This is a genomic window from Streptococcus oralis, from assembly GCF_019929365.1.
GTDB lineage: Bacteria > Bacillota > Bacilli > Lactobacillales > Streptococcaceae > Streptococcus > Streptococcus oralis_BT.
Genome location: NZ_JAHZPH010000002.1, coordinates 252,955 through 279,880 on the forward strand (window position 1 = coordinate 252,955; position 26,926 = coordinate 279,880).

Consider the following 26,926-nt stretch of genomic DNA (forward strand, 5'->3'; position numbering starts at 1 on the left):
TGGGGTCTTGTACTCTTCAAAAATCAAATTCAAACTGCGTCAACGTCGCCTTGCCGTATGTAGGTTACTGACTTCGTCAGTTCTATCTACAACCTCAAAGCAGTGCTTTGAGCAGCTTGCGGCTAGTTTCCTAGTTTGCTCTTTGATTTTCATTGAGTCTTGGCCTCAGGTTTCCATTTGCAATCAGAAAGGGATTTTATGTCCATTATTCAAAAACTTTGGTGGTTTTTCAGGTTAGAAAAACGCCGTTATCTAGTCGGGATTATGGCCTTGGTCTTGGTTTCCGTCCTCAATCTCATTCCTCCCATGGTTATGGGGCGGGTGATTGATGCCATTACATCGGGGCAATTAACCCATCAGGACCTCCTTCTTAATCTATTTTATCTGCTGCTGGCAGCCTTTGGGATGTACTATCTGCGATATGTTTGGCGCATGTATATCCTTGGAACTTCCTACCGTCTGGGGCAGATTATGCGCTCTCGATTGTTTGAGCATTTCACAAAAATGTCGCCAGCCTTTTATCAGACCTATCGAACGGGAGACCTGATGGCACACGCCACCAATGATATCAATGCCCTAACTCGTCTCGCAGGTGGAGGAGTCATGTCAGCAGTGGATGCTTCCATCACGGCGCTGGTGACTTTGCTGACCATGCTTTTTAGCATTTCTTGGCAGATGACTCTGGTTGCCATTCTTCCCTTGCCTTTCATGGCCTATGCGACCAGTCGTCTAGGGAGAAAGACCCACAAGGCCTTTGGCGAGTCACAGGCGGCATTTTCCGAACTCAATAACAAGGTGCAGGAGTCTGTATCGGGTATCAAAGTGACCAAATCTTTCGGTTATCAGGCGGACGAGTTGAAGTCCTTTCAGGCAGTAAATGAATTGACCTTCCAAAAGAACCTCCAAACCATGAAATACGATAGTCTCTTTGACCCTATGGTTCTCTTGTTTGTTGGTTCATCCTATGTTTTAACCCTTTTGGTCGGTTCCTTGATGGTTCAGGAGAGGCAAATCACGGTTGGGAATCTGGTCACCTTTATCAGCTACTTGGATATGCTGGTCTGGCCTCTTATGGCCATTGGTTTCCTCTTTAATATCACTCAGCGAGGCAAGGTTTCTTACCAACGGATTGAGGAACTTTTATCTCAGGAATCACCTGTAAAAGACCCTGAGTTTCCTCTGGACGGTATTGAAAATGGACGTTTGGAGTACGCTATTGACAGCTTTGCCTTTGAAAATGAGGAGACACTGACGGATATTCACTTTAGTTTAGAAAAAAGGACAAACCCTAGGCTTGGTCGGACAGACAGGCTCTGGGAAAACGTCCTTGATTAAGCTCCTCTTGCGTGAATACGATGTGGATAAGGGAGCTATTTATCTAAACGATCACGATATTCGTGATTATCGTCTGACAGACCTTCGTGGTCTCATGGGCTATGTCCCTCAGGACCAGTTCCTCTTTGCGACCTCTATCTTAGACAATATCCGCTTCGGCAATCCTAATTTGCCCCTTTCAGCGGTCGAGGAAGCGACTAAACTAGCTCAAGTTTACCAAGATATTGTGGACATGCCTCAGGGATTTGATACGCTGATCGGTGAAAAGGGAGTCAGTCTCTCAGGTGGTCAAAAGCAACGTCTGGCTATGAGTCGAGCTATGATTTTAGATCCTGATATCTTGATTTTAGATGATTCCTTGTCCGCCGTGGATGCCAAGACAGAGTATGCCATCATTGACAATCTCAAGGAGACGCGGAAGGATAAGACAACCATTATCACAGCCCATCGACTCAGTGCAGTTGTCCATGCAGATCTGATTTTGGTTCTGCAAAATGGCCAAATCATAGAACGCGGTACACACGAAGACCTGCTAGCTTTAGATGGCTGGTATGCCCAAACCTACCAGTCTCAGCAATTGGAAATGAAAGGAGAAGAAGATGCAGAATAAGAAAGAACAATGGGTTGTATTGAAGCGCTTGATGTCTTATCTCAAGCCCTATGGCCTCCTGACCTTTTTGGCACTCAGTTTTCTCCTCGCGACGACGGTCATTAAAAGTGTCATTCCCCTTGTAGCTTCCCACTTTATCGACCAGTACCTCAGCAATCTCAACCAACTTGCTGTGACCGTTTTGCTGGTCTACTATGGTCTTTATATCCTACAAACTCTAGTTCAGTATATCGGCAATCTTCTCTTTGCGCGGGTTTCCTACAGTATTGTCAGAGATATTCGTCGGGATGCCTTTGCCAATATGGAGAAACTGGGCATGTCTTATTTTGACAAGACGCCAGCAGGTTCCATCGTTTCTCGTTTGACCAATGATACCGAGACCATCAGTGATATGTTTTCAGGGATTTTATCCAGCTTTATTTCAGCAGTTTTCATCTTTCTGACAACTCTCTATACCATGTTGGTGCTGGATTTTCGTTTGACAGCTTTAGTCTTGCTCTTTCTTCCCTTGATTTTTCTGTTGGTCAATCTCTACCGGAAAAAGTCAGTGAAAATCATCAAGAAAACCAGAAGTCTCTTGTCAGATATCAATAGTAAGCTGGCAGAGAATATTGAGGGAATCAGGATTATCCAGGCCTTTAATCAAGAGAAGCGCCTGCAGGCAGAATTTGATGAAATCAACCAAGAACACTTGGTCTATGCCAACCGTTCTGTAGCCTTGGATGCCCTCTTTTTGAGACCTGCCATGAGTTTGCTGAAACTCCTAGGATACGCCGTTTTGATGGCCTACTTTGGTTACCGTGGTCTTTCTATCGGGATAACGGCCGGAACCATGTATGCCTTTATCCAGTACATCAACCGCCTTTTTGATCCCCTGATTGAGGTGACGCAAAACTTTTCAACCCTTCAAACGTCCATGGTATCTGCAGGTCGTGTCTTTGCCTTGATTGACGAGAAGACCTATGAGCCTCTTCAAGAAAATGGACCAGCCAAAGTCAAAGAAGGCAATATTCGTTTTGAATATGTATGTTTCTCTTATGATGGCAAACATCCGATTCTGGATGACATTTCCTTTTCGGTTAAGAAGGGTGAAACCATTGCCTTTGTAGGACATACAGGTTCTGGGAAATCTTCCATTATCAATGTCCTCATGCGCTTTTATGAATTTCAGTCAGGCCGAGTTCTCTTGGATGGTGTGGATATTAGAGACTACAGTCAGGAAGAGCTGAGAAAGAACATCGGTCTTGTCTTACAGGATCCCTTCCTCTATCATGGAACCATCAAGTCCAATATCGCCATGTACCAAGATCTTAGTGATGAAGAGGTTCAGGCTGCGGCTGCCTTTGTCGATGCAGATTCCTTTATTCAGGACCTTCCTCTGGGTTATGATGCACCTGTGTCTGAGCGTGGTTCGAGCTTTTCTACTGGCCAGCGCCAGCTTCTTGCCTTTGCCAGAACAGTCGCCAGTCAGCCTAAAATCCTGATTTTGGATGAAGCGACAGCCAATATTGACTCGGAGACAGAAAGTTTGGTTCAGGATTCTCTGGCTAAAATGAGAAAAGGACGGACGACCATTGCCATCGCCCACCGCCTTTCGACCATCCAGGACGCTAACTGCATTTATGTTTTGGACAAGGGGCGCATCATTGAGAGCGGAACCCATGAGGAACTCTTGGCCCTGAGAGGAACCTATCACAAGATGTATCGTTTGCAGGCTGGAGCCATGTCCTAATAAGAATTCCTCCAAATTACAGCTTTCTTGCACCGCCTTTTCCATTTTGTGGTATAATGAAAAATGTTGACAAATAGTATAATGAAAACAAAGGAGAAACAGCATGCTGAAATGGGAAGACTTGCCCGTGGAAATGCAATCAAGCGAGGTTGAGTCTTACTACCAGCTTGTCTCTAAAAGGAAGGGTTCGCTGATTTTCAAGCGTTGCCTGGACTGGGTTCTGGCCCTGTTTTTGCTAGTTTTGACTTCTCCCATCTTTCTTGTCTTGAGCATTTGGATCAAGTTGGATAGCAAGGGACCTGTCATTTACAAGCAAGAGCGCGTGACCCAGTACAACCGTCCGTTCAAGATTTGGAAGTTCCGTACTATGGTAACGGATGCGGATAAAAAAGGAAGTCTAGTGACTTCTGCTAACGATAGCCGCATTACCAAAGTGGGAAATTTCATCCGCCGTGTGCGTTTGGACGAACTACCTCAGTTGGTCAATGTCCTTAAAGGTGAGATGTCCTTTGTTGGGACAAGACCTGAGGTGCCACGTTACACCGAGCAGTATAGTCCTGAAATGATGGCGACCTTGCTCTTGCCAGCAGGAATCACCTCTCCAGCCAGCATCAACTACAAGGATGAGGATACGATCATCAGTCAAATGACGGAGAAAGGTCTGTCAGTTGACAAGGCCTATGTTGAACACGTCCTCCCTGAAAAGATGCGCTATAACCTCGCCTATCTCCGAGAGTTTAGTTTCCTTGGGGACATCAAAATCATGTTTCAAACCGTGTTTGAAGTGCTAAAATAAAGTAGTCATGAGAAAATGAGTACAGATAAAAGGAGCAAATCAATGCCAAATTACAATATTCCATTTTCACCACCTGATATTACAGAAGCAGAAATTGCTGAAGTAGCGGATACCCTACGTTCTGGTTGGATCACAACAGGTCCTAAGACAAAAGAACTGGAGCGTCGCTTGTCCCAATACACACAGACACCTAAGACTGTCTGCCTCAACTCTGCAACTGCAGCGCTTGAGTTGATTTTGCGAGTCTTGGAAGTAGGGCCTGGTGACGAAGTTATCGTTCCAGCTATGACCTATACAGCTTCATGTAGCGTCATCACTCACGTGGGAGCAACACCTGTCATGGTGGATATCCAAGCAGATACTTTTGAAATGGACTATGACTTGCTTGAGCAAGCTATTACTGAAAAGACCAAGGTGATTATTCCGGTTGAGCTTGCAGGAATTGTTTGCGACTATGACCGTTTATTCCAAGTCGTGGAGAAGAAACGTGACCTATTTACAGCTACTAGCAAGTGGCAAAAAGCCTTTAACCGCATTGTGATTGTCTCAGATAGTGCCCACGCTTTGGGATCTACTTACAAAGGACAACCAGCTGGCTCTATCGCTGACTTTACTTCCTTCTCATTCCATGCTGTTAAGAACTTTACAACAGCTGAGGGAGGAAGTGCGACTTGGAAGGCCAATCCAACGATTGACGACGAAGAAATGTACAAGGAATTCCAAATCCTTTCCCTTCATGGTCAAACCAAAGATGCCCTTGCTAAGATGCAACTTGGCTCATGGGAATACGATATCGTAACCCCTGCCTACAAGTGCAATATGACAGATATCATGGCTTCGATTGGTTTGGTACAATTGGACCGCTACCCTGGTTTGTTGCAACGTCGTAAGGACATCGTGGACCGTTATGATCGTGGTTTTGCGGGTACTCGTATTCACCCATTGGCACACAAGACTGATACTGTCGAGTCTTGTCGTCACCTCTACATCACCCATGTAGAAGGTGCTAGTCTAGAGGAGCGTAATCGTATCATCCAAGAATTGGCCAAAGCAGGAATTGCAAGTAATGTCCACTACAAACCGCTTCCTCTTTTGACAGCCTATAAGAATCTTGGGTTTGATATGGCAGATTATCCAAAGGCCTATGCTTTCTTTGAAAATGAAATCACGCTTCCTCTTCACACAAAATTAACCGATGAAGAAGTAGATTATATTATCGAAACCTTGGTGAGAGTTTCTGAAGAAATCCTTGGTTCTGGAAAAAAATCATAAAAAAATCTTGACAAAAAGCGGACAATAACATATAATATTCTCAATAAATCAGAAAAGTAACTATGTTTGATCTTCAGGGAGCCTGTGGTGATTGTGAACAGGTGGTTGGAAGTAGTGAAAGTGGGCTGATTTTAAAAATGAATTTGAAACAATGAAAATTCGGTGCGCACACCTTACAGTGCAACTTGTTGTTAGACAAGGCAGAGATGTAAAGGGGAATAGTCCCTTTATAATTGAGGTGGCACCGCGTTACCAACGCCCTCACACAGATTATTTTCTGTGTGTGGGCTTTTTTCATATCTTTAAATTAATACTGAAAGAGGAAAAATTTTATGACAACTAAAGGTTATTTTGGACAATTTGGTGGAAGTTTTGTACCAGAGCCGATTCAGGCTTTGTTGGATGAGTTGGAAGTGACATTTGACAAGTTCAAGGATGATCCAGAGTTTTTGGCAGAATTTCGCCATTACTTGAAGGACTATTCCGGTCGCGAAACACCGCTTTATTTTGCGGAAAGTTTAACAGACCATTTAGGTGGTGCTAAGATTTATCTCAAACGTGAAGACCTTAACCACCTTGGTTCACACAAACTCAACAACGTTTTAGGGCAAATCCTTCTTGCCAAACGTATGGGCAAAAAACGAGTGATCGCAGAAACAGGTGCTGGTCAGCACGGGGTTGCGACTGCAGCTGCTGCAGCTAAGTTTGGTATGGCTTGTGATGTCTACATGGGGGCAGAAGATGTGGAGCGTCAGCGTCTCAATGTTTTCCGTATGGAGATGATGGGAGCAACTGTGCACGCAGTTGAAACAGGCACTCGTACACTTAAAGATGCGGTTGATGCAGCCTTTGGAGCATGGATGAATGACCTTGAAGCTTTCTATGTTCTTGGTTCTGCTGTAGGTCCTCACCCTTATCCTACTATTGTCCATGAGTTCCAAAAAGTCATCAGTGAAGAATCTCGCCGTCAAATCTTGGAAAAAGAAGGCCGCTTGCCAGACTACGTCATTGCCTGTGTAGGTGGTGGTTCTAATGCCATCGGTGCTTTTTCTCAATATGTGGCTGATGAAGAAGTCAAATTGGTTGGGGTAGAAGCTGCTGGGCATGGACTTGATACAGACAAGCACGCAGCCACTATGACAAAAGGTAGTGTCGGAATTGTTGACGGAATGAAGACCTATGCAGTCTTTAAGGAAGATGGAGAACTGGCGCCAGTTTACTCTATCTCAGCTGGTTTGGACTATCCAGGAGTTGGCCCAGAACACGCCTATTTCAAAGATTCTGGTCGTGTGGAATATGTAGCAGCAACAGATGAAGAAGCTGTTCAAGCCTTGCTCCTCCTCAGCAAGACAGAAGGAATTATCCCAGCCATTGAAAGCTCACACGCTATCGCAGAAGCAGTTAAACGTGCACCGAAACTAAGTAAGGATGAGATTATCATCATCAATGTTTCAGGTCGTGGAGATAAGGACGTGGCTGCGATTGCAGATTACCTAGATGCAAAAAACTAACAGATGGAAAAATTACGTCATTTCTCTCACAGAGAGCTTGTGGTTGCTGGAAACAAGCAGAGAAAGCTGTAAGGTTGGGTCCATCTGAAACGAGAGAAGAAAACATAATTCTCAAGGGAGTGCCCTTTATCGCACAGCCTGTTACAAGAGGTATCTGAGACAGGAGTGAGAGATAGGAACAATCCTATAATTGAGGTGGCACCGCGAATTTCGTCCTCACGCAAGTTAGTTTGCGTGGGGATTTTTCATACAGTCGCCACGAACTAGAATTAGAACTGAAAGGGAAATTACAATGGAACGAATCATTCATGGAGATGTCTTATCACCAATCTTGGCTTATATGCGCCTAAAGGGAAAACACAAGGTGATCCTAGAGAGTATTCCGAGAGACAAGGAAACAGCTCGTTTTTCTATCCTAGCCTATAATCCAGTCTTTGAGATTCAGTTTGAAAATGGGTTCCTCTATCAAAATGGGCAAGTGATTGATCGGGATCCCTTGGATTTCCTTTATGAAGTGACTCATAAGAGCCAGCACCATTCAGACCTACCTTTTGGTGGGGGAGCTATTGGCTTTGTGGGTTACGATATGATTTCGCTCTATGAGGAAATCGGCCAAATCCCTCAAGATACCATTGGGACGCCAGACATGCACTTCTTTGTCTATGAGAGTTATATGGTCTTTGACCACAAGAAAGAAAAAATTCATGTCATAGAGGAGGCTCTTTATAGCGATCGCAGTCAAGAAGACTTGGAAAAAGCCTTGAATCAAGTGCTTGAGGAATTACGCATTCCTGCACCAAATGAATTTGAAGACCTGGATCTATCACCACTTGACTTCAAACCCCATATCGCCCCTCAGAAGTTTGAGGAAATGGTGGAAACAGATCGTGACTTGATTCGTAATGGTGATATGTTCCAATGCGTGCTCAGTCAGCGCTTCTCAGCAGAGATTACTGGAAATCCATTTGACTTCTACAGAAATCTTCGCGTGACCAATCCATCTAATTACCTCTATTTCTATGATTTTGGGGATTATCAAATCATCGGTGCCAGTCCTGAAAGTTTGGTTTCCGTCAAAAATGGCATCGTGACAACCAATCCGATTGCGGGAACGCGACCAAGAGGAGCAACGGAAGAAGAGGATAAGGCCTTGGCGACAGACCTCCTCTCAGATGAGAAGGAAACAGCAGAACATCGAATGTTGGTAGACTTGGGGCGTAACGATATTGGCCGCATCTCTGAAACGGCAAGTGTTCAAGTCACCAAGTATATGGAAGTGGAGCTTTTCCGTTATGTCATGCATTTGACCAGCGTGGTGAAAGGACGTTTGCTTCCCGAACTTACTGCCATGGATGCCTTGAAAGCTACACTTCCAGCTGGAACAGTTTCAGGAGCACCAAAGATTCGGGCCATGAGACGCATCTATGAACTGGAAACGGAAAAACGAGGCGTATACGCAGGAGCAATCGGCTATCTGTCTGCGACGGGTGATATGGATTTCGCTATCGCCATCCGAACCATGATTCTTAAAAATCAAACAGCCTATGTGCAGGCTGGAGCAGGGATTGTCTACGACTCTATCGCCCAAAACGAATACCAAGAAACTATTAACAAAGCTAAATCTATGACTAGAATTGGAGAACTAAGACCATGATTTTATTGATTGACAACTATGATTCTTTTACCTATAACTTGGCCCAATACATTGGGAATTTCGCAGAAGTTCAGGTCTTGAGAAATGATGATCCCAAGCTGTGTGAAGAAGCTGAAAAAGCAGATGGTCTGGTCTTTTCTCCTGGTCCCGGTTGGCCAGTTGATGCTGGTAAGATGGAGGACATGATTCGTGACTTTGCTGGCAAGAAGCCAATTCTTGGGATTTGTTTAGGTCATCAAGCCATCGCAGAAGTTTTTGGCGGTAAGCTAGGATTGGCTCCCAAAGTCATGCATGGAAAACAGAGCCATATCAACTTTGAAGCTCCATCTGTTCTGTATCAAGGAATCGAGGATGGTCATCCGGTCATGCGTTACCACAGTATTTTGATTGAAGAAATGCCTAAAGACTTTGAAGTGACAGCTCGTTCGACCGATGACCAAGCCATTATGGGAATTCAACACAAAAGCCTACCAATTTATGGATTCCAGTATCATCCAGAGAGTATCGGAACGCCAGATGGCTTGTCTTCTATTCGGAATTTTATCGAGAAGGTTGTAAAGTGAGGAAACTAGGATGAAAGAGATTATTGAAAAACTAGCAAAATTTAAAAATTTATCAGGTGTGGAAATGACGGATGTCATCGAACGTATCGTAACTGGCCGTGTAACAGAGGCACAGATTGCTTCTCTCCTCTTGGCGCTTAAGATGAAGGGGGAAACACCTGAAGAACGCACAGCCATTGCTCAAGTCATGAGAGGACATGCCCAACACATTCCAACTGAAATTCATGATGCCATGGACAACTGTGGTACAGGTGGAGATAAGTCTTTCAGTTTTAACATTTCCACAACTGCAGCCTTTGTCTTGGCTGGTGGTGGTATTCACATGGCCAAACACGGTAACCGCTCGATTTCTTCTAAATCTGGTTCGGCAGACGTCCTTCAAGCCTTGGGAATCAACCTAGACCTTAAACCGGCTGAACTAGGTAAGATCTTTGATAAAACTGGAATCGTCTTTCTCTTCGCCAAAAATATGCACCCAGCCATGAAATACATCATGCCAGCTCGTTTGGAATTAGGAATTCCAACGATTATGAACTTGACTGGTCCCCTGATTCATCCAATGGCCTTAGAAACACAGCTTCTTGGGATTAGTCGACCAGAACTTCTAGAAAGTACAGCTCAGGTTTTGAAAAATATGGGTCGCAAACGTGCCATTGTGGTTGCTGGACCAGAAGGACTGGATGAGGCTGGTTTGAATGGAACAACCAATATTGCTCTTCTTGAAAATGGCGAAATCACCTTATCAAGCTTTACTCCAGAGGATTTGGGAATGGAAGGCATTGCAATTGAGGACATTCGAGGAGGAAACGCTCAGGAAAATGCAGAAATTTTGCTCAGCGTTCTGAAAAACGAACCAAGCCCATTCTTGGAAACGACGGTTGTAAATGCTGGTCTTGGTTTCTATGCTAATGGTAAGGTGGCTAGTATCAAGGAAGGAGTTGCCTTGGCTCGTCAAGTGATTGCTAGTGGCAAGGCCCTTGAAAAACTCAGACTGTTACAGGAGTACCAAAAATGAGTCAGGAATTTTTATCACGAATCTTGGAGCAGAAGGCGCGTGAGGTCGAGCAGATGGAGCCGGAGGAAACCCAGCCCTTGCGCCAGACCTACCGCTTGGCTGACTTTTTGAAGAATAATCAGGAACGCTTGCAGGTAATCGCTGAAGTCAAGAAAGCTAGCCCTAGTCTGGGAGATATCAATCTCGATGTGGATATTGTGCAACAGGCCCAGACTTATGAAGAAAACGGCGCAGTGATGATTTCTGTTTTGACAGATGAGGTTTTCTTTAAAGGGCATTTGGATTATCTACGAGAGATTTCTAGTCAGGTAGAGATTCCAACGCTCAACAAGGACTTTATCATCGATGAAAAGCAAATCATCCGTGCTCGCAATGCCGGCGCGACAGTCATTTTGCTCATTGTCGCTGCCTTATCAGAAGAACGCCTCAAGGAACTGTATGACTACGCGACAGAGCTTGGTCTGGAAGTCTTGGTGGAAACTCATAATCTGGCTGAACTAGAAGTGGCTTACAGACTGGGTGCTGAGATTATTGGGGTCAATAATCGCAACTTGACCACCTTTGAAGTCGACTTGCAGACTAGTGTAGACTTGGCCCAGCACTTTAAGGAAGATCGTTATTACATTTCTGAATCTGCTATTTTCACAGGGAAGGATGCGGAACGAGTAGCACCATACTTTAACGGAATTTTGGTGGGAACAGCTCTCATGCAGGCAGAAGATGTGCCCCAGAGAATCAAGGAGTTGCAGATTGACAAAGGTTAAGATTTGTGGATTATCGACCAAAGAAGCAGTAGAGACAGCCGTATCAGCAGGGGCAGACTACATTGGTTTTGTCTTTGCGCCTAGTAAAAGACAGGTGACCTTGGAAGAGGCTGCTGAGCTGGCAAAGCTCATTCCTTCCGATGTAAAAAAGGTTGGCGTATTTGTTTCACCAAGTCAGGCAGAACTACTAGAAGCGATTGAAAAAGTTGGCTTGGATTTGGTTCAAGTTCACAGTCAGGTGGCGGATGATTTGTTTGAGGATTTGCCTTGTGCCAGCATTCAGGCGGTACAGGTGGATGGAGATGGTCATGTGCCTAATTCTCGGGCAGATTATCTACTCTTTGATGCTCCTGTGGCAGGGAGTGGCCAGACCTTTGACTGGGGCCAACTGGATACGACAGGACTAGCACAGCCTTTCTTTATCGCAGGTGGGCTTAATGAAGACAATGTAGCACAAGCAATTCAACACTTTACTCCCTATGCAGTAGATGTTTCAAGCGGAGTGGAGACAGATGGACAAAAAGATCAGGAAAAGATTAGAAGATTTATAGAGAGGGTAAAGAATGGCATATCAAGAACCAAATAAAGATGGATTTTATGGAAGATTTGGCGGACGTTTCGTCCCAGAAACATTGATGACAGCAGTATTGGAGTTGGAGAAGGCCTATCGTGAAAGTCAGGCAGACCCAAGTTTTCAAGAGGAATTAAACCAACTCTTACGCCAGTATGTAGGGCGTGAAACTCCCCTTTACTACGCAAAAAACTTGACCCAGCATATCGGCGGAGCCAAGATTTACCTCAAACGGGAAGATCTTAATCATACAGGGGCCCACAAGATTAACAATGCCTTGGGACAAGTTTTGCTTGCCAAACGCATGGGTAAAAAGAAAATTATCGCAGAAACAGGTGCTGGTCAGCACGGTGTGGCAACTGCAACTGCTGCAGCCCTTTTTAACATGGAATGTACTATCTATATGGGTGAGGAAGATGTCAAACGCCAAGCCCTCAATGTTTTTCGTATAGAGCTTTTGGGAGCTAAGGTTGAGGCAGTGACAGACGGTTCGCGCGTTCTCAAGGATGCGGTCAATGCAGCCCTTCGTTCATGGGTAGCTAATATCGATGATACCCACTATATCCTTGGTTCTGCTTTGGGGCCTCATCCATTCCCAGAAATCGTTCGTGACTTCCAAAGTGTCATCGGTCGAGAAGCTAAACAACAGTACCGTGACTTAACAGGTCAAGATTTGCCAGATGCCCTAGTAGCCTGTGTTGGTGGTGGTTCCAATGCCATCGGGCTTTTCCATCCATTTGTAGAAGATGAGTCTGTAGCTATGTATGGGGCTGAAGCAGCTGGACTTGGTGTGGATACAGAGCACCACGCAGCGACCTTGACCAAGGGTCGTCCGGGTGTCCTCCACGGTTCTCTTATGGATGTGCTCCAAGATGCTCATGGCCAAATTCTTGAAGCCTTTTCTATCTCAGCAGGGTTAGACTATCCTGGTATCGGTCCAGAACATTCTCACTACCACGATATCAAACGTGCCAGCTATGTTCCTGTGACAGATGAGGAAGCCTTGGAAGGATTCCAACTCTTGTCTCGTGTGGAAGGGATTATCCCAGCTTTGGAGTCTAGTCATGCTATCGCCTTTGCAGTGAAATTGGCCAAAGAACTTGGACCAGATAAGTCCATGATTGTCTGTCTATCAGGTCGTGGGGACAAGGACGTGGTTCAAGTCAAAGACCGCTTGGAAGCAGAAGTAGCAAAGAAGGGAGAAGCTCATGCCTAAGACATTAACAGAAAAATTGAAGGCTATAAAAGCAGCTGGAAAAGGAATTTTCGTTCCCTATATCATGGCTGGAGACCACGAGAAAGGTTTGGATGGACTCGCTGAAACAATCCACTTTTTAGAAGATTTGGGTGTCTCTGCCATTGAAGTGGGCATTCCCTTTTCAGATCCTGTTGCAGATGGACCTGTGATTGAAGAAGCAGGCTTGCGCAGTCTAGCCCACGGGACCTCTACTCAGGCTTTGGTTGAAACCTTGAAAACCATTCAAACAGAGGTTCCCTTGGTCATTATGACCTACTTCAACCCCCTCTTTCAGTACGGTGTGGAGAACTTTGTCAAAGATTTGGCAGATACAGCGGTTAAGGGCTTGATTATCCCAGACCTACCTCATGAACATGCCAACTTTATAGAGCCATTTTTGTCAGATACAGATATCGTCTTGATTCCTCTAGTTAGTTTGACGACAGGGATTGAGCGTCAGAAAGAGTTGATTGAAGGGGCGGAGGGATTCGTCTATGCCGTTGCCATCAATGGGGTGACAGGGAAATCAGGCAATTACCGTACAGACTTGGACAAGCACTTGGCACAATTGCATCAAGTAGCGGACATCCCAGTCTTGACAGGTTTTGGTGTATCTAGTCAAGCCGATGTCGAACGCTTCAATGCGGTGTCAGATGGCGTTATCGTCGGTTCAAAAATTGTAAAAGCTCTCCACCAAGGAGAGCCGATTGAGGACTTTATCAAACAAGCAGTAGCTTACCAAAAATAATCAAACAAGCAGCAAGTAAGAGGAAAGGCACAAAAGGAAGTCTTTCCTTTTTCTTTTGCAGTAGAAAGGCTAGGATGCCCGTCGCAGAAGCAATCTGGATCAGGATGAGTAATTCTGTCACACTAAAGACGAGAGCACAGGAAGCCAGAAAGAGAAAATCCCCTGCTCCTATGCGGATATCGATAAAATGAGCCATGATTCCAAGGGCAAGAAAGAAGAACATAACCAGATTCCAACCAGAGCAAGCCATTAGGATTAGGTGGAAAGTCATCCAGACTAGTAAGGGATATTCCTGATGGCGAAAGTCATAGATTCCCAAGGTCAAGCCAGCAGTGATCAGGATGACTTGACCCAAGGAAAGCCAGCCCCAAGACCAAGCCAGAAAGAGAAGTCCTAAGCCTAGTTCAAAGAGAGCATACCAGATAGGATAGCGAACCTTGCAGTAGCGACAGCGAAAGCGATTGAAGACCTGAGAGAGGATCGGAATCAAATCTAATGGACGCAAGCGAGTCTGACAGGAATCGCAGTGACTAGCCGGTCGAATAATGGATTGCTCAGGAAAACGGTCAATGACCAAACCCAAGAAAGAAGCGAGAATGCTCCCAACAAGAAAAAAATAAAGATCAATCATACTTATCTATTCGTAAAAAATAGAAGAAGTAGTATAATGGAGAAACATAGATAAGATAGTGAGGTCAAGATGATGATTCGTTTTGAAGAAAATGTGAGCATAGAAAACGCTCAGCTCTTATGCCAATGGTCCAACTTCCTTGGCAAATCCTTTCAAGAACAATGGATGGGAACAATGATTCCTTTTCCCTTAACAATTCAAATCTTGCAAGATTTGGAAGGAATCTTTTCAATTTTTGATGGACAAGAGTTTGTGGGGCTTATCCAGAAAATCAGGCTAGAAGACAGGAATCTTCATATCGGGAGATTTTTTATCAACCCCCAGAAACAGGGACAGGGCTTAGGTAGCCAGGCTTTAAGGAAATTTGTTAGTTTGGCCTTTGAAAATGAAGACATAGATAGTATCTCTCTAAATGTCTACGAGGCAAATCAAACAGCTTACAACCTTTACCAAAAAGCAGGATTTGAAATCGTTCAAATGGTTGAAGTACCTATACGAAAATACATCATGAAAAAGGGGAGATAGAAAGTAAAAAAAGCCTTGATTTCAAGGCTTTTTCCTGTTGTTTAGATGCCCCCTGCATGAATTTGTAAGAACTTTTCATATTGAAAATAAACAAAAATGTTGAAATATAGCTGATTTTAGGGAAATACTTTTAGGTGTTTTCAATGTCAGGATTTAAAAATGGGGCAAAAGTGGGGCAAAAACGAATGACTCGTATTTGGTTTGAAAACCTATAATACCTAATGATTATGCTATTCTAGATATATAGTTTTGTTATAAATAAATGTCAGTGCGAGATCAAATTGGAGGATAAAATGGAAAAACAAATTAATGAAAAAAAAGCCTTGGTTCCCAAAGCTTTTTAATGTTATAAACTCATTAAAATAATCCCCAGTTAGATTTGGAATATTTTTTATTCTGTGTCATATAAAAATAAATAAAATGAATGGCTATAGCTAGAGCTAAAATGGTTGTTATACTCACTACTATTATAGGATTAGAAGCAAAGATTAAAGAGAGAATCAAGGCAGCCAGATAGAGTGTCGCTTGGACACAGTAGTAACTTTTCGAATAGCGAAGATAGTGTTTGTTATGGGGCCCATTTACTAGGACAGCAGCTTGAAAGAGGCCAAATCCGATATAAGAGAAGCTGGTTGCAAAGAGACGATTAGCTTCAGGATTCTGAAGAAAGCCCATCGATACAGTCATCATCATAAGTCCAATGAAAATAGGATAGTGACTGTAAATTAAAAATAGTCCCTTTTGACTAGATTTTTCATCAATAGCATGGTCGAATTGACCAAAATAAAACAAGAACAGAGAAAGCGTAATAATGAAATAAAGAAGCGAATAAATCGAGAAATTCTCGACTGTAAAGAAGTTAACTAGCTCCATAATCATCTCTCCAAACGTAATAATGACAAGAAGGGAGATGCGCTCGATTAAATGGGGGAGATTTACCTGGTAATGCTCATCTTTATTAAGCAAAATAATTGGCATAGTAAATATTAGCAGAATACTAGCAAATAAGATATAGACTCTAACGTAAATAGGAAGAAGAGCTGCTAGATAGACTCCTAAACTTCCTAGACCTGTTATCCATAGAAAATCTTTGATACTTTCCCGATTAACATCATCGGTTGATTTTCTAAAAAACTCAACCAAATATTGAAAAAATAAGGTAAGGGTTAATGTACCAATAGCCCAACAGAGATAATGAAAATATTGTTGCCAATCAGGTCCCATCATATTGGCTATAAAGAGTAAAAGTCCCATTTTGATAAACATGATTACGATGTTAAATAAAGAGTTCTTTCCATAGCGATTGGTATAAACGGTTTGAATCATCCAGGAATCAGTGAGAACCAAGACAGCCATGAAAAAATCAAAGAAAGAATTCCAAGTCAAAATACCGTTATGAAGATGGTCAATTAAAGTAGTTGCTTTTGAAATTGCAAAAACAAAAACTAGGTCATAAAAAAGTTCTGAAAATTCTACACGTTTATGTTTAATAAGAGTTGTCATTTTAAGACCTTTCTATTTTAGAAGTACAATTTATTATAACATAAAATGGTAATAAAAAAAAAAGGAGATGCTTAAATAACTTCATGTGACGCGAATGAACTGCGCCACAAAAGTTAGGTTTTTTCTGTCTAACTTTTGGGGTGCAGTTCAGAAGGGGTGTTTTTTCTATCGTTTTTTAGTGCTAAGACTACACAAAAAAGCCTTGATTCCAAGGCTTTTTCCTGTTGATTTAGATGCCCCCTACAGGGATTTGGAAAGGACTTTCATATTGAGAGCAATTAAAAATATTGAAATATAAGTGATTTTAGGTATTTTCAATGTCATGATTTAAAAATGGGACAAAAGTGGGGCAAAAACCATACAGATTCTAAACTGTATGGTTCTTTTTTTATCTAACCAAGAAAGGTTAAAACTTATTAAAACAAATGCAATCAACTGTTGAAAACTTTTTAGTCCGTGTAATATAAAAACAAGTAAAAAGTTGAACTATAGGGAATATTGTGTCATAATAGGTAATAGATGAATAATTAATAGATTGGAAATAATGCTTTCTTACCTTAACAAGTTGAATTGGTTATACATTTTTTCGTCGCAATTGTGTCTATCTCTCGAGTTTAGCTAGTTTTTATAAGCTCTGGTTTCTAATCAATATAACAAATTTTAGAAGTGCATAAGACAAGATGGTGACATTACTACAGTCATTTCTAGTCACCATATGTTGCTGGCACAGGCTGTTTGTAGTGTTGGCTATTTACTAGTCAGTTTAATCGGAGTGTTTAATTTTTATTGTTGAAAGGTTTTTATATGGCGAAAATTCTATCTTTAGGTCTGACAGGTAAGAAATTACTTGCTCAGGGGTTCTTGTTTGTTCTGCTAGGTCTCATCTTGATGGTCACGGGGACTTGGTTGCCAGTAAAGGTTATTCGACTGGTTCTGTTTTTAGCTTGGATAGCAACGGTCTTAGATTTAGTATTACGTATTTTCAAAAAAAGTCAGTCAACGGACACCTTGGGAGTTGCACTGGTTAAATTGTTAGTGCTGGGATATTTGCTTGGCTCCAATCTTGCGACGGATGTGCCGATTTATATTTTGGCTCTTGTGATTGGAGTTTATCAGATTTTTCATGCTAGTATTAACCTTGTCACCTATGTTCTCTACCGCAAAAACAAAATTCGACCTCGTTTTCGTCTCTTACTAGATGGACTCGTACTAGTTTTTCTTGGTGGGACTAGTCTTTTGTCCTCTACAGGAAATTCTGTCTTTCAACTCTTTGTATTAGGGGCTTATTTTTTCCTTTATGGTCTGTCCAATATCCGTGATGGTTTCTTGTTTGAGGAGGAAATTGGGAAAAACCATCTCAAACGTCGTGTAAGAATGAGCTTACCTATTGTCCTAGCCGCTCTCATCCCTGCAAGAACTTTAGCAAAAATTAACAAATTTATGCTGGAAAATGCTGATGAGGAAGAAGATATCCATCTTGGAATAGTGAAGTCTGGTAAGACAGCAGAGCTAGAAATTTTTGTTCATACAGCTGAGACCTCCCTGTTTTCAGCTATTGGTCATGTGGATATCTGCTATCAGGGCCGTGTTATTTCTTATGGCAACTATGATCCGTCATCTGAGACCTTATTTGGTATGGTAGGAGATGGTGTCTTATATTTCTGTGATCGTGACAAGTACATTGACCTATGTAAACGTGAGAGTCAAAAAACGCTTTTTGGTTATGGGATAGATTTGACGCCTGAAATGGAAAAAGCAGTTCAGAAAAAGTTGGCTGAATTGAAACAACTGACGATTCCATGGGAGCCAAGTGCAGATAAAATCATGACAGGTGATGGTAAGGAAGACTACACCTACGCTTATAAAATCAGACATGAGACAGATGGGGAACTTTATAAATTTATCAAATCTAAGTTTAAATCCTACTTTGTCTTATCTACAAACTGTGTGCTCTTGGCTGATACCATAGTCGGTCAGGCTGGCACCGATATCCTCTCACCCAAAGGATTTATCGCTCCAGGAACTTACCAAGCCTACCTTAATCGAGAGTTTGAAAAACCAAATAGTATAGTCGTATCTAAACATGTTTATTAAGGAGAATTTATGAACTTAGTAAAAAAATACACCCCGTTAATACTTTTTATAGGGCTGGTTGCTCTTGTAATTCTGAATGCATCGAGCTTTATATCAGGAGCAATCTCTCTCTTTGATGTAATATCAACCTTGATTTATGGTGCTGTTATTGCTTTTGTGCTTAATGTTCCTATGAAAAAAATTGAACAGTACTTAGTTAAATTGAAGGTAAAGGCAGAGTTGCGTCGTCCGATTGCCATGGTACTTGTTTTCCTAGCTCTTATCTTAATCGTGATTGCTCTTTTGGTTTTGGTGCTGCCAACCCTAGCCCAGACTATTAGTCAGCTGGGAACAGTCCTTTCAACAGTCCTTACTCAACTTGGGAAATTGCTAGGCAGCTCGGAATTTGTAACCAAAGACATGTTGTCAACTATCGTATCAGGCATACAGGGACAATCTAGTTCTATTAGCCAAGCTTTGATAGGTTTTTTATCAGGTCTGACTAGTAATATCGGCAATATTTTTTCAAGTTTGATGAATGCCTTTTTGATTATAGTCTTCACCTTTTTATTTTTATCCAGTAAGGAACATTTGGCAGCGATGACGAGTCGACTTCTAAAAGTTTTTCTTCCAGAGAAGGTGGTGATAAAGTTGACTTACATTGGACAAGTAGCACTAGAGACTTATGACCAATTTTTGATGAGTCAGCTGATTGAAGCAGTTATCATAGGAGTTATGATAGCGGTTGGTTACAGCGTGTTTGGGATACCCTATGGAGTAATGACAGGTATCTTTGCAGGAGTGCTATCGTTCATTCCTTATGTAGGGCCTATGATTGCTTGTGTTGTGGGAGCGATTTTTATCTTCACAGTGAGTCCTACTCAAGCCTTACTTTCTCTTCTTCTATATCAAGTTATACAGCTGATTGAAGGAAACCTTATTTATCCTAGAGTTGTAGGTCAGTCTATTGGTTTGCCAGCTATTTTCACGCTTGCGGCTGCTAGTATTGGAGGGAATCTTTTCGGACTACTTGGAATGATATTCTTTACCCCCGTATTTGCTGTTATCTATCGACTGGTTAAAGAATTTGTCGTTGCAAAGGAAAATCAGGTAGATTAAGAAAAACTAAATTTAATAAGATATACTGAGAAGAGAGTGAGAGATTCTCTTCTCTTTTATTTTTAAATACTTTTCTACAAAAAGCTATTAGACGTTAAAAAAAGCCTTGGTTTCAAGGCTTATTTCTGTTGATTTAGATGTGCCCCCTGCAGGGCTCGAACCTGCGCCCCATAGCTTAAGAGTCTACTGCTCTACCAACTGAGCTAAGGAGGCAACAGAAAAAGCTGAGAATGTAACTTCCCAGCTATTTTAATATGCCCAAAATGGCAGCTAGATTATTTACGAAAGGCATCAAGGATATAGGTGAAACCAACAATTAAAAATGCAAAGGCAACGACATAAACGACAAAGACACTTGTAGCTACTGGATTGAACAAAATCACTAGACCTAGTAAAAATGCAAGCAACGCTATCCACATGATATGGTTGCCAATAATAGGGAAAATCAATCCCAGACGATTGCCTTTAAAGAAAGCTATAATGGCTTCTACAATTAACCAAATTCCTAAAATAGTTGGAATGACAACTGGCAGCGTCACAAAGCCATAGGCAACGAGGTAAAGAGCTAAGAGAAGATTAACAATCCCTTGGAAAAGATGAGCTGGTGAGCGAAGCTCTTTTGGTACAGAGAAATAGCCTAAAATAGCTGCTATAGAAGAAACCAGTAAACCAAATGCAATCCACCAGCTGTAAGCAACAAGATTAGCTACTGGGTTTGTAAATAGGAAAAGTCCTAAAAGGACAAAAACAACTCCTGCAAGGAATAGCAGTAAACGATTAGAAAATTTCATTTCAATACCCCCTATATAGTATAGTATAGTTTGATAATAAAAATATTATACACCTTTTTAGAGGAAATGTCAATAAACAAAATGGAAAATTTGGAAGTTTCAGTCTGATTTATGAAAAGAAAATCAGTTTTTATTATTTTGAAAATAAAAAGAGAAGATAAAATTTGTCTTCTCTACATGAAAATATTGTATGGCATCAAAGCAAAAGTAACTGGCTTTACACTATTTGTAAAGATGTAATTTGATTCAAAAAGAAAAGATAGATTTAAAATGTGGGACAAATGATGGGGTAAATCAGTTATAGACAAGCAAAAAAAGCCTTGATTTACAAGGCTTTTTCCTGTTGTATTTAGATGCCCCCTACAGGGATCGAACCTGTGACCCACGGATTAAGAGTCCGCTGCTCTGCCAGCTGAGCTAAGGAGGCAAAGAAAAAAGCTGTATTGGTGCCGAAACTTCACGGTTTGTATTGAACCCGCGCAATTAAGCAGGTGGGCAACTCGCTCTAACTGAAGCTGTTTCCGTGTGAGACGGCCTACATGCTGTTAGAAGACTTTTGTTTCCCTAATAATACAAAAAATAGTCGGTCAACACTTAAGTGTGAAGTCGTACACCACAGCGTTTCTATGTTTATATAATACCACTTTTTCAAAAAAAATCAAGAGGAAAGTGCAATTTTTTGAAAAGGATTTCAGATTTTTCGCAAACGGTCGATAGCTTCCTTTCTTTGAGCCAAAGCCCGTTCATATTTACCAGTATCTTCTGCTTGGAAATAGTGATGATTACGAATTTTTTCTGGTAGATAGTCTTGCTTGACCCAATTTCCAGGATAGTTGTGTGGATAGAGATAGTCTTGGGCATTCCCCAGTTCCTTGCTTCCACTGTAGTGCCCATCACGCAGGTGTCGCGGAATAGGCAAGTGCCCTGATGTTTTGAGGTCGGCAAGAGCCTTATTCATAGCTACATAGGCTGAGTTGGATTTTGGAGAAAGGGCCAAATCAATGACGACATTGGCAATGAGAATGCGGGCTTCTGGGAACCCAATCTTTTGGGCAGCATCCAGAGCAGTCACGGTGTGAATCTGAGCTTCAGGATTGGCTAAGCCGATATCTTCATAGGCGATAACAGTCAAGCGACGAGCGAGACTTGGCAAATCACCAGCCTCAATCAAGCGGGCAGCATAGTGGAGACTGGCATCCACATCTGAGCCACGGATAGACTTTTGCAGGGCTGAGAGAACATCATAGTGGCCATCTCCATCCTTATCCATAGTGATGTAGCTCTGCTGCAGGCTATTTTCCATGATGTCGAGGGTGATGTGGCGGATGCCCTTATCATTCTCAGGGGTAGAGAGAGCTGCCAAATCCAGTGAGTTGAAGGCAGAGCGAAGGTCTCCGTTTGTAGAGGTAGCAATAAAATCCAGCGCATCTTCATCTAGTTCTACTGGAAAATCAAAACCACGCTCAGGGTTACTTAGAGCTATCTGCAGGGCCTCCTTGACGTCTTGGTTAGACAGAGGTTCCAACTCAAAAATTTGAACACGGCTACGAATGGCAGGAGTGACAGAGAAGAAAGGATTTTCAGTCGTAGCGCCAATCATGATGACCAGACCACTTTCCAAGAGAGGTAAGAGGAAGTCTTGCTTGGTTTTATCTAGTCTATGAATCTCGTCTAGCAATAGGACGAGACCACCAGAGAATTTAGCCTCTTCCGCAATTTCTTGCAGTCGCTTTTTACTATCAACTGTCGCATTGAAAGTTCGAAAGGCATACTTGGTCGTTCCTGCGATGGCAGAGGCAATACTGGTTTTGCCGATTCCCGGAGGGCCATAGAGAATCATGGAGGACAGGCGATTGGCTTCCACCATGCGGCGGATAATTTTTCCAGGTCCGACCAGATGCTCCTGACCGATGACCTGGTCGATGGTTTTAGGGCGCATGCGAAGCGCGAGATTGTCTGGCATAGCAGTCCTTTCTAACGTGGATTTTCTGATACATATGTGGTAAGATGGTAGTATCTATTTTAGCATATTTCCGAGTAATCGGGGCGATTAAAGAGTCGCATAGAAAGAGGTCAAAATGGCAACATACGGATTTTTAGATGTTTTAGAGGAAGAGTTGGAGAAGAACTTTCCCTTTGACTTTGAGATTAGTTGGGACAAGCGTAATCACGCAGTTGAAGTGAGTTTTTTGTTAGAAGCGCAAAATGCTGCAGGCGTGGAGATGGTGGATGAAGACGGAGAGGTTTCGTCAGATGACATTCTCTTTGAAGAAGCAGTGCTTTTTTACAATCCTGCTAAGTCAACCGTCAATGAAGAAGATTATCTGACTGTCATCCCTTACCTGCCTAAAAAAGGTTTTTCTCGTGAGTTTTTAGCTTATTTTGCCCTTTTCCTTAAAGATACTGCCGAGGTTGGGCTGGATGCCCTCATGGACTTTTTGGAAGACCCAGAAGCAGAAGAGTTCGTCATGGAATGGAATCAAGAAGTCTTTGAAGAAGGAAAAGTCGGCTTGGAAGAAGGAGAGTTTTATCCTTATCCGAGATACTAGAGACTAGGGGAGAAAGTATATGAAGAAAATAGGCTTGTCTTTTATTTCTGGTATGTCCTTTGTTTTTTTGATGCTGGGATTTGTTTTTGGGACGATTGCCTTTAAAGAGCTAGGTTTCTCGTTAGTCTTTGTTCCAGGCTATCTATTTACTTTTCTCAGCATTTATCTGATCTTTATTCTTCATGAGCTGGGGCACGCATTTTGTGGTTATCTGACAGGCTATCGACTGGTGGCTTTTGGATTAGGAAACTTTCTTTTGACCAAAAAGTCAGGCAGGTTTCATCTGAGTCGAACAGCCGTTCTGAAAAATGTTGGTGCTCAGTATATTGGATTGAAAGAAGATGAAAGCGACCAAAGAATCATCCTGATGCTTGCAGGAGGCTTGATGGTTCATCTTGGCTTGATTTTATTGGCGCTATTGTTTGGATGTTTGACAAGAAGTTGGTATTTTGCTGGTACTTGGATTTTTTTGAATTTGTCTTTCTTCCTAAACAACGCTTTGCCAGTCGGGATCACCGATGGAGCGAAAATTTGGGAATTGCGACAACACCCTGAAAATACCAAATACGCCTATTTGGTATTGAGACATTCTGCTCAAACTTTGCTGGCTCCTCAAGAATATGACTTGAAAGACTTTATCATGCCTGTTGCTGAGGATGCGAGAGGGAGTTTTGTAGAAAGTATCCAAACTCTTCAGGGAGTGGTTTTCATATTGGATGGTCATTTAGAGGCAGCTAAAAAGCTATTTCAATCTTTACTAGAGAGAACAGAACACTCGCTGTCTGAAACTTTTTGCCAACTATACCTTCTTCAAATCGCCTTGCTAGAAGGGGATAATGAGAAAGCAGAGGAGTATGCAAGTATTCGAAGCGTTAAATCCTTTTTATCTCTAAAAATGGCAGATGTGCAGATGATTCAAGCCTGGTATCAATTTAAGGTAAAGAAAGATATAGCTCAAACTCGCAAGGCTATGAAGATTGCTAGACAGAAAATGAATAGCAGCCGAATGCTACGGGACGAGAAACGCTATTATGAAAACTGGTTAGCAGAGTTGGAAAAGGAATTAGCTGAAGGAGTTTGACATGGAAGTAGAAATTTCTGATTTCACAGGTTGCAAAATTGCCCTCTTTTGTGGTGATAGGATTTTAACCATCTTGCGGGATGATAAGTCAAACATTCCCTATCCTAATATGTGGGAGTTACCAGGTGGTGGCCGAGAAGGTGATGAAAGTCCTTTTGAGTGCGTGGCGCGTGAAGTTTATGAAGAACTGGGGATTCATCTGACTGAAGATTGCCTGCTCTGGAGTAAGGTGTACCCAAGTATGCTTTTTGAGGGGAAGGAATCGGTCTTTCTAGTTGGCAAGTTGACACAGGAACAATTTGACAGTATCGTCTTTGGAGATGAAGGAGAGGGCTACAAACTGATGAGCATTGATGGGTTTCTTGGCTCAGATAAGGTTGTACCCCAGTTACAGGATAGAGTGAGGGATTATTTGGAGGAGAGGTAGTTTATATATGGAGTATAATAAATCACTGTTAGACATGTCTTATAAAGAAGCTAGAGAATTTTTTTTGAGTCCTAAATCATATTTTTCTGGGAACTTGCCATCATATTTTAATTTCAAAACTATCTTATTGAAAGCTGAAAATATCCTTAGACAAAAATCATTATCTGAAATTTTAGTAGAAGGTAGAACTCTTAATAATGAAAGCGATATAAATTATAAGATTATGTTTAACAAAGATGGGAAATATGCTTGGCGACAACTTCAAATTATTCACCCAATTCTTTATGTTGATTTGGTTAATTTGATAACGGAGGAAGAAAACTGGGAATTAATAAAAAATAAATTTTCTAGTAATCAAAATTTATTTGGAAAATATATTAGATGCATTTCTATTCCTAGAACCCCTAAAGCAGAAGGAAAGGAGATGCGTGACACTATTTTGAATTGGTGGGTTAACTCGGAACAAGCATTAATAAAAAACGCATTGGATTACAGTTGTTGTATTCAAACAGATGTTACTGATTGTTATCCCTCAATCTATACTCCTTCAATAGCATGGGCTTTGCATGGAAAAGAGGTTGCCAAAGAAGATATAAATAAAAAAGAATTACTCGGTTCTCAAATTGATCATAAATTACAACAGATGCAAGGAGATAATGTTTGCGGTATCCCCCAGGGAAGTATTTTGATGGATTTTTTAGCAGAAGTTGTTTTAGATTATGCAGATTCTCAGTTGTATGAGCTTTTGTTACAAAATAAAATTTCTTCTAATTATCTAGTTTTTAGATATAGGGATGATTATAAAATATTAAGTAATAATTCTGAAGAAGCTAATAAAATCATGAAATTACTTTCAATGTCTTTATATGAACTGAATTTGAAAATAAACTCATCTAAAACTCTTATGTACGATGATATGATTTTAGATGGAATAAAGCCAGATAAAATTTACTGGACGACACAATATGAAAGCTTTGTAGGGTATTTTCCTAATTTGAAGGAATATAAAAAAATTGTTAGTGAACTCGAAAAAGTTAATGAAGATATTAGAGAAGATGAGGATGATCAAATTGATGATTTCTTTGATAATAAATTTTCAAGAAAACCTTATTTTAAAATTTCTATTCAAAAACATTTACTTCAAATAAAAATTTTAGGGAAAAAATTTCCTAATTGTGGTCAGTTGAGAAAAGCTTTGACTGATTTGTATAAATATAGAATTTATGATATGTCAGTAAAGCCAAGAGATATTGAACAGCTAATAAGTATTGTTGTTCAAATTATGTTAGATAATCCAACAACAATACAACATTGCGTAGTGATTTTAGGTAAATTGCTTAGTTTTTTTGCTGAAGATAAGTCATTGGTTAATGAAGTTCTTGATAAAATTATTTCTAAATTTTCAGGTAAGGTGAATACTGATATCGTAGAAATCTGGTTGCAGAGAATTGCGCTGTTATCTGAGTTTGATCACAACTTTTCACCAAAGATATGTACTTTCTCAAATATAAATGAGTTTTCAATTTGGAATTCTACATGGATTAAGAAAGAATTTAACTTTTCTGATCAAGATATCTTTGATATGAACGAAAAAAATCGAATTTCATATGTCGTACCCAAACAAGAAATTGATGATTTCTCAAATTATTATCCAGAAGAGGAGGAGTAAATGTCTAGAAAAAGAAATAACAACGATTTATATACATGGGTGAAAAGAATAAAAAATGCTTTGAAGATAATTTTTTATGTTAATTTAGTGTTGCTAATCCTTAATTTTATAATTAGTTGTAATCTTATTATCGCAATGCAAATGATTGCATCTCTAGTTTTAATTTTAGGTAATTTTATTAATGATTTTTTTATTTTTCCTCGAGCAGAACAAAGAAATTTGGAGAGAAATATGGAAGATAGCTTCAGTATTTCTTTCGGTGATGATTCTATTGAAGGATATTACGACAATAACATTCCTCCATCTTTGCAAAAATTTATCGCTAATAGTTTCGAAAATATTTTCTATACAAAGAGAATATTAAATTACAGCTTTGCTAGGATATGTTTCAGACTAATAATTTATATAATAATTTTTATAGTATCAATAATTTTAATTATATCTATAAATATCAATAATGGTTTGAAGATTTTCTTCTCAATTATTCAAATATTATTTTCTGGTCAATATATATTAGGTGTAGTAAAGAGTATTTTATATAAATACCAGATTGATACATTGTATAAAACATTTTTAAAAGAGTACAAAGCTGAAAGTTCAAGGGATTATGCTCTGCTAGGCTATGCAATTGAATACGAAGTTTTAAAATCATCGTTGAAGGTGATGCTAGATAGTAAAATTTACGAAGAAAAGAAAGATGATATCGAAAAAGACTGGGCAGACGAAAAAGAATTAATATTTAAGTAAGGG

23 protein-coding genes, 2 tRNA genes, 1 pseudogene and 1 other annotated feature are annotated in these 26,926 nt (G+C 41.0%); of the genes and pseudogenes, 20 read left to right on the top strand and 6 right to left on the bottom strand.

Annotated elements, in window-relative coordinates; translation table 11 throughout:
- Window positions 1-198 precede the first annotated feature (198 nt).
- The 12 genes and pseudogenes from K1I53_RS04825 (at window position 199) to trpA (ending at window position 13,808) form a co-directional block, all read left to right on the top strand.
- Window positions 199-1,945 (top strand): annotated as a pseudogene (locus K1I53_RS04825) (ABC transporter ATP-binding protein).
- Entirely contained in the window at window positions 1,935-3,677 is a 1,743-nt protein-coding gene (locus K1I53_RS04830; RefSeq protein WP_223328595.1) for an ABC transporter ATP-binding protein, read from the top strand. The pseudogene K1I53_RS04825 and the gene K1I53_RS04830 overlap by 11 nt, the downstream one beginning before the upstream one ends.
- Before the next feature lie 103 nt (window positions 3,678-3,780).
- On the top strand, window positions 3,781-4,473 hold the full coding sequence (locus K1I53_RS04835; RefSeq protein WP_223328596.1) for a sugar transferase: 693 nt from the start codon (window positions 3,781-3,783) through the stop codon (window positions 4,471-4,473).
- A gap of 42 nt (window positions 4,474-4,515) precedes the next feature.
- Window positions 4,516-5,745 (top strand): DegT/DnrJ/EryC1/StrS family aminotransferase, encoded by a 1,230-nt coding sequence (locus tag K1I53_RS04840; RefSeq protein WP_223328597.1) that lies wholly within the window; start codon window positions 4,516-4,518, stop codon window positions 5,743-5,745.
- Window positions 5,746-5,779: 34 nt separating this feature from the next.
- Window positions 5,780-6,011 (top strand) — a binding site (T-box leader).
- A 66-nt stretch (window positions 6,012-6,077) separates the two neighbouring features.
- Window positions 6,078-7,256: a tryptophan synthase subunit beta gene (trpB, locus tag K1I53_RS04845; RefSeq protein WP_223328598.1), complete on the top strand. Its 1,179-nt coding sequence runs from the start codon at window positions 6,078-6,080 to the stop codon at window positions 7,254-7,256.
- 292 nt (window positions 7,257-7,548) lie between these two features.
- Window positions 7,549-8,910, top strand: coding sequence for an anthranilate synthase component I (trpE, locus tag K1I53_RS04850; protein ID WP_223328599.1), 1,362 nt, complete (start codon window positions 7,549-7,551; stop codon window positions 8,908-8,910).
- Window positions 8,907-9,473 carry an aminodeoxychorismate/anthranilate synthase component II gene (locus K1I53_RS04855; RefSeq protein ID WP_223328600.1) on the top strand — a complete coding sequence of 189 codons (567 nt, stop codon included), beginning with the start codon at window positions 8,907-8,909 and terminating at the stop codon, window positions 9,471-9,473. Before trpE ends, K1I53_RS04855 begins: the two co-directional genes overlap by 4 nt.
- A 10-nt stretch (window positions 9,474-9,483) precedes the next feature.
- A complete protein-coding gene (trpD, locus tag K1I53_RS04860; RefSeq protein ID WP_223328601.1) occupies window positions 9,484-10,488 on the top strand; it encodes an anthranilate phosphoribosyltransferase in 1,005 nt (334 codons plus the stop codon).
- On the top strand, window positions 10,485-11,252 hold the full coding sequence (trpC, locus tag K1I53_RS04865; RefSeq protein WP_223328602.1) for an indole-3-glycerol phosphate synthase TrpC: 768 nt from the start codon (window positions 10,485-10,487) through the stop codon (window positions 11,250-11,252). The genes trpD and trpC overlap by 4 nt, the downstream gene beginning before the upstream one ends.
- Window positions 11,239-11,838, top strand: a complete 600-nt coding sequence (locus K1I53_RS04870; RefSeq protein ID WP_223328603.1) for a phosphoribosylanthranilate isomerase — start codon at window positions 11,239-11,241, stop codon at window positions 11,836-11,838. Before trpC ends, K1I53_RS04870 begins: the two co-directional genes overlap by 14 nt.
- Window positions 11,816-13,039 carry a tryptophan synthase subunit beta gene (gene trpB, locus K1I53_RS04875; RefSeq protein WP_223328604.1) on the top strand — a complete coding sequence of 408 codons (1,224 nt, stop codon included), beginning with the start codon at window positions 11,816-11,818 and terminating at the stop codon, window positions 13,037-13,039. Before K1I53_RS04870 ends, trpB (K1I53_RS04875) begins: the two co-directional genes overlap by 23 nt.
- Window positions 13,032-13,808 carry a tryptophan synthase subunit alpha gene (gene trpA, locus K1I53_RS04880; protein ID WP_223328605.1) on the top strand — a complete coding sequence of 259 codons (777 nt, stop codon included), beginning with the start codon at window positions 13,032-13,034 and terminating at the stop codon, window positions 13,806-13,808. The genes trpB (K1I53_RS04875) and trpA overlap by 8 nt, the downstream gene beginning before the upstream one ends.
- On the opposite strand, the gene K1I53_RS04885 is transcribed toward trpA, so the two are convergent.
- Complete coding sequence (locus tag K1I53_RS04885; RefSeq protein WP_223328606.1) at window positions 13,780-14,439, bottom strand: prepilin peptidase; 660 nt, start codon at window positions 14,437-14,439, stop codon at window positions 13,780-13,782. The genes trpA and K1I53_RS04885 overlap by 29 nt on opposite strands.
- Before the next feature lie 69 nt (window positions 14,440-14,508).
- Here K1I53_RS04885 and K1I53_RS04890 point away from each other — a divergent pair, with 69 nt between their 5' ends.
- Window positions 14,509-14,964: a GNAT family N-acetyltransferase gene (locus K1I53_RS04890; protein ID WP_223328607.1), complete on the top strand. Its 456-nt coding sequence runs from the start codon at window positions 14,509-14,511 to the stop codon at window positions 14,962-14,964.
- Between the two features lie 357 nt (window positions 14,965-15,321).
- Here K1I53_RS04890 and K1I53_RS04895 read toward each other — a convergent pair whose 3' ends face one another.
- Window positions 15,322-16,467: a low temperature requirement protein A gene (locus K1I53_RS04895; protein WP_223328608.1), complete on the bottom strand. Its 1,146-nt coding sequence runs from the start codon at window positions 16,465-16,467 to the stop codon at window positions 15,322-15,324.
- Between the two features lie 804 nt (window positions 16,468-17,271).
- On the opposite strand from K1I53_RS04895, the gene K1I53_RS04900 reads away from it, so the two are divergent.
- Window positions 17,272-18,561 carry a DUF308 domain-containing protein gene (locus K1I53_RS04900; RefSeq protein WP_223328609.1) on the top strand — a complete coding sequence of 430 codons (1,290 nt, stop codon included), beginning with the start codon at window positions 17,272-17,274 and terminating at the stop codon, window positions 18,559-18,561.
- Between the two features lie 9 nt (window positions 18,562-18,570).
- The gene (locus tag K1I53_RS04905) at window positions 18,571-19,659 is read left to right on the top strand and encodes an AI-2E family transporter (RefSeq protein WP_004193676.1); all 1,089 of its coding nucleotides are present in this window, start codon (window positions 18,571-18,573) and stop codon (window positions 19,657-19,659) included.
- 140 nt (window positions 19,660-19,799) lie between these two features.
- Here the strand turns inward: K1I53_RS04905 and K1I53_RS04910 are convergent.
- The 4 genes from K1I53_RS04910 to K1I53_RS04925 all read right to left on the bottom strand — a co-directional run bounded on the left by K1I53_RS04910 (window position 19,800) and on the right by K1I53_RS04925 (window position 22,413).
- Window positions 19,800-19,872 (bottom strand) — tRNA-Lys (locus tag K1I53_RS04910).
- A 62-nt stretch (window positions 19,873-19,934) separates the two neighbouring features.
- Window positions 19,935-20,450 carry a DUF308 domain-containing protein gene (locus K1I53_RS04915; protein ID WP_000672739.1) on the bottom strand — a complete coding sequence of 172 codons (516 nt, stop codon included), beginning with the start codon at window positions 20,448-20,450 and terminating at the stop codon, window positions 19,935-19,937.
- A 354-nt stretch (window positions 20,451-20,804) separates the two neighbouring features.
- A tRNA-Lys gene (locus K1I53_RS04920) sits at window positions 20,805-20,877 on the bottom strand.
- A 264-nt stretch (window positions 20,878-21,141) separates the two neighbouring features.
- Window positions 21,142-22,413, bottom strand: a complete 1,272-nt coding sequence (locus K1I53_RS04925; protein WP_001113194.1) for a replication-associated recombination protein A — start codon at window positions 22,411-22,413, stop codon at window positions 21,142-21,144.
- A 115-nt stretch (window positions 22,414-22,528) separates the two neighbouring features.
- Between K1I53_RS04925 and K1I53_RS04930 the strand changes: the two genes are divergently transcribed.
- From K1I53_RS04930 to K1I53_RS04950, 5 genes are read left to right on the top strand one after another with little or no spacing between them, the layout of a single operon-like run.
- The gene (locus K1I53_RS04930) at window positions 22,529-22,999 is read left to right on the top strand and encodes a DUF3013 family protein (RefSeq protein ID WP_000257122.1); all 471 of its coding nucleotides are present in this window, start codon (window positions 22,529-22,531) and stop codon (window positions 22,997-22,999) included.
- A gap of 19 nt (window positions 23,000-23,018) precedes the next feature.
- On the top strand, window positions 23,019-24,080 hold the full coding sequence (locus tag K1I53_RS04935) for a site-2 protease family protein (RefSeq protein ID WP_223328610.1): 1,062 nt from the start codon (window positions 23,019-23,021) through the stop codon (window positions 24,078-24,080).
- A 1-nt stretch (window position 24,081) separates the two neighbouring features.
- Window positions 24,082-24,507 carry an NUDIX hydrolase gene (locus K1I53_RS04940; protein ID WP_223328611.1) on the top strand — a complete coding sequence of 142 codons (426 nt, stop codon included), beginning with the start codon at window positions 24,082-24,084 and terminating at the stop codon, window positions 24,505-24,507.
- A 7-nt stretch (window positions 24,508-24,514) separates the two neighbouring features.
- Window positions 24,515-26,176, top strand: a complete 1,662-nt coding sequence (locus K1I53_RS04945; protein WP_223328612.1) for an RNA-directed DNA polymerase — start codon at window positions 24,515-24,517, stop codon at window positions 26,174-26,176.
- Complete coding sequence (locus tag K1I53_RS04950; protein ID WP_223328613.1) at window positions 26,177-26,923, top strand: hypothetical protein; 747 nt, start codon at window positions 26,177-26,179, stop codon at window positions 26,921-26,923.
- Window positions 26,924-26,926 lie beyond the last annotated feature (3 nt).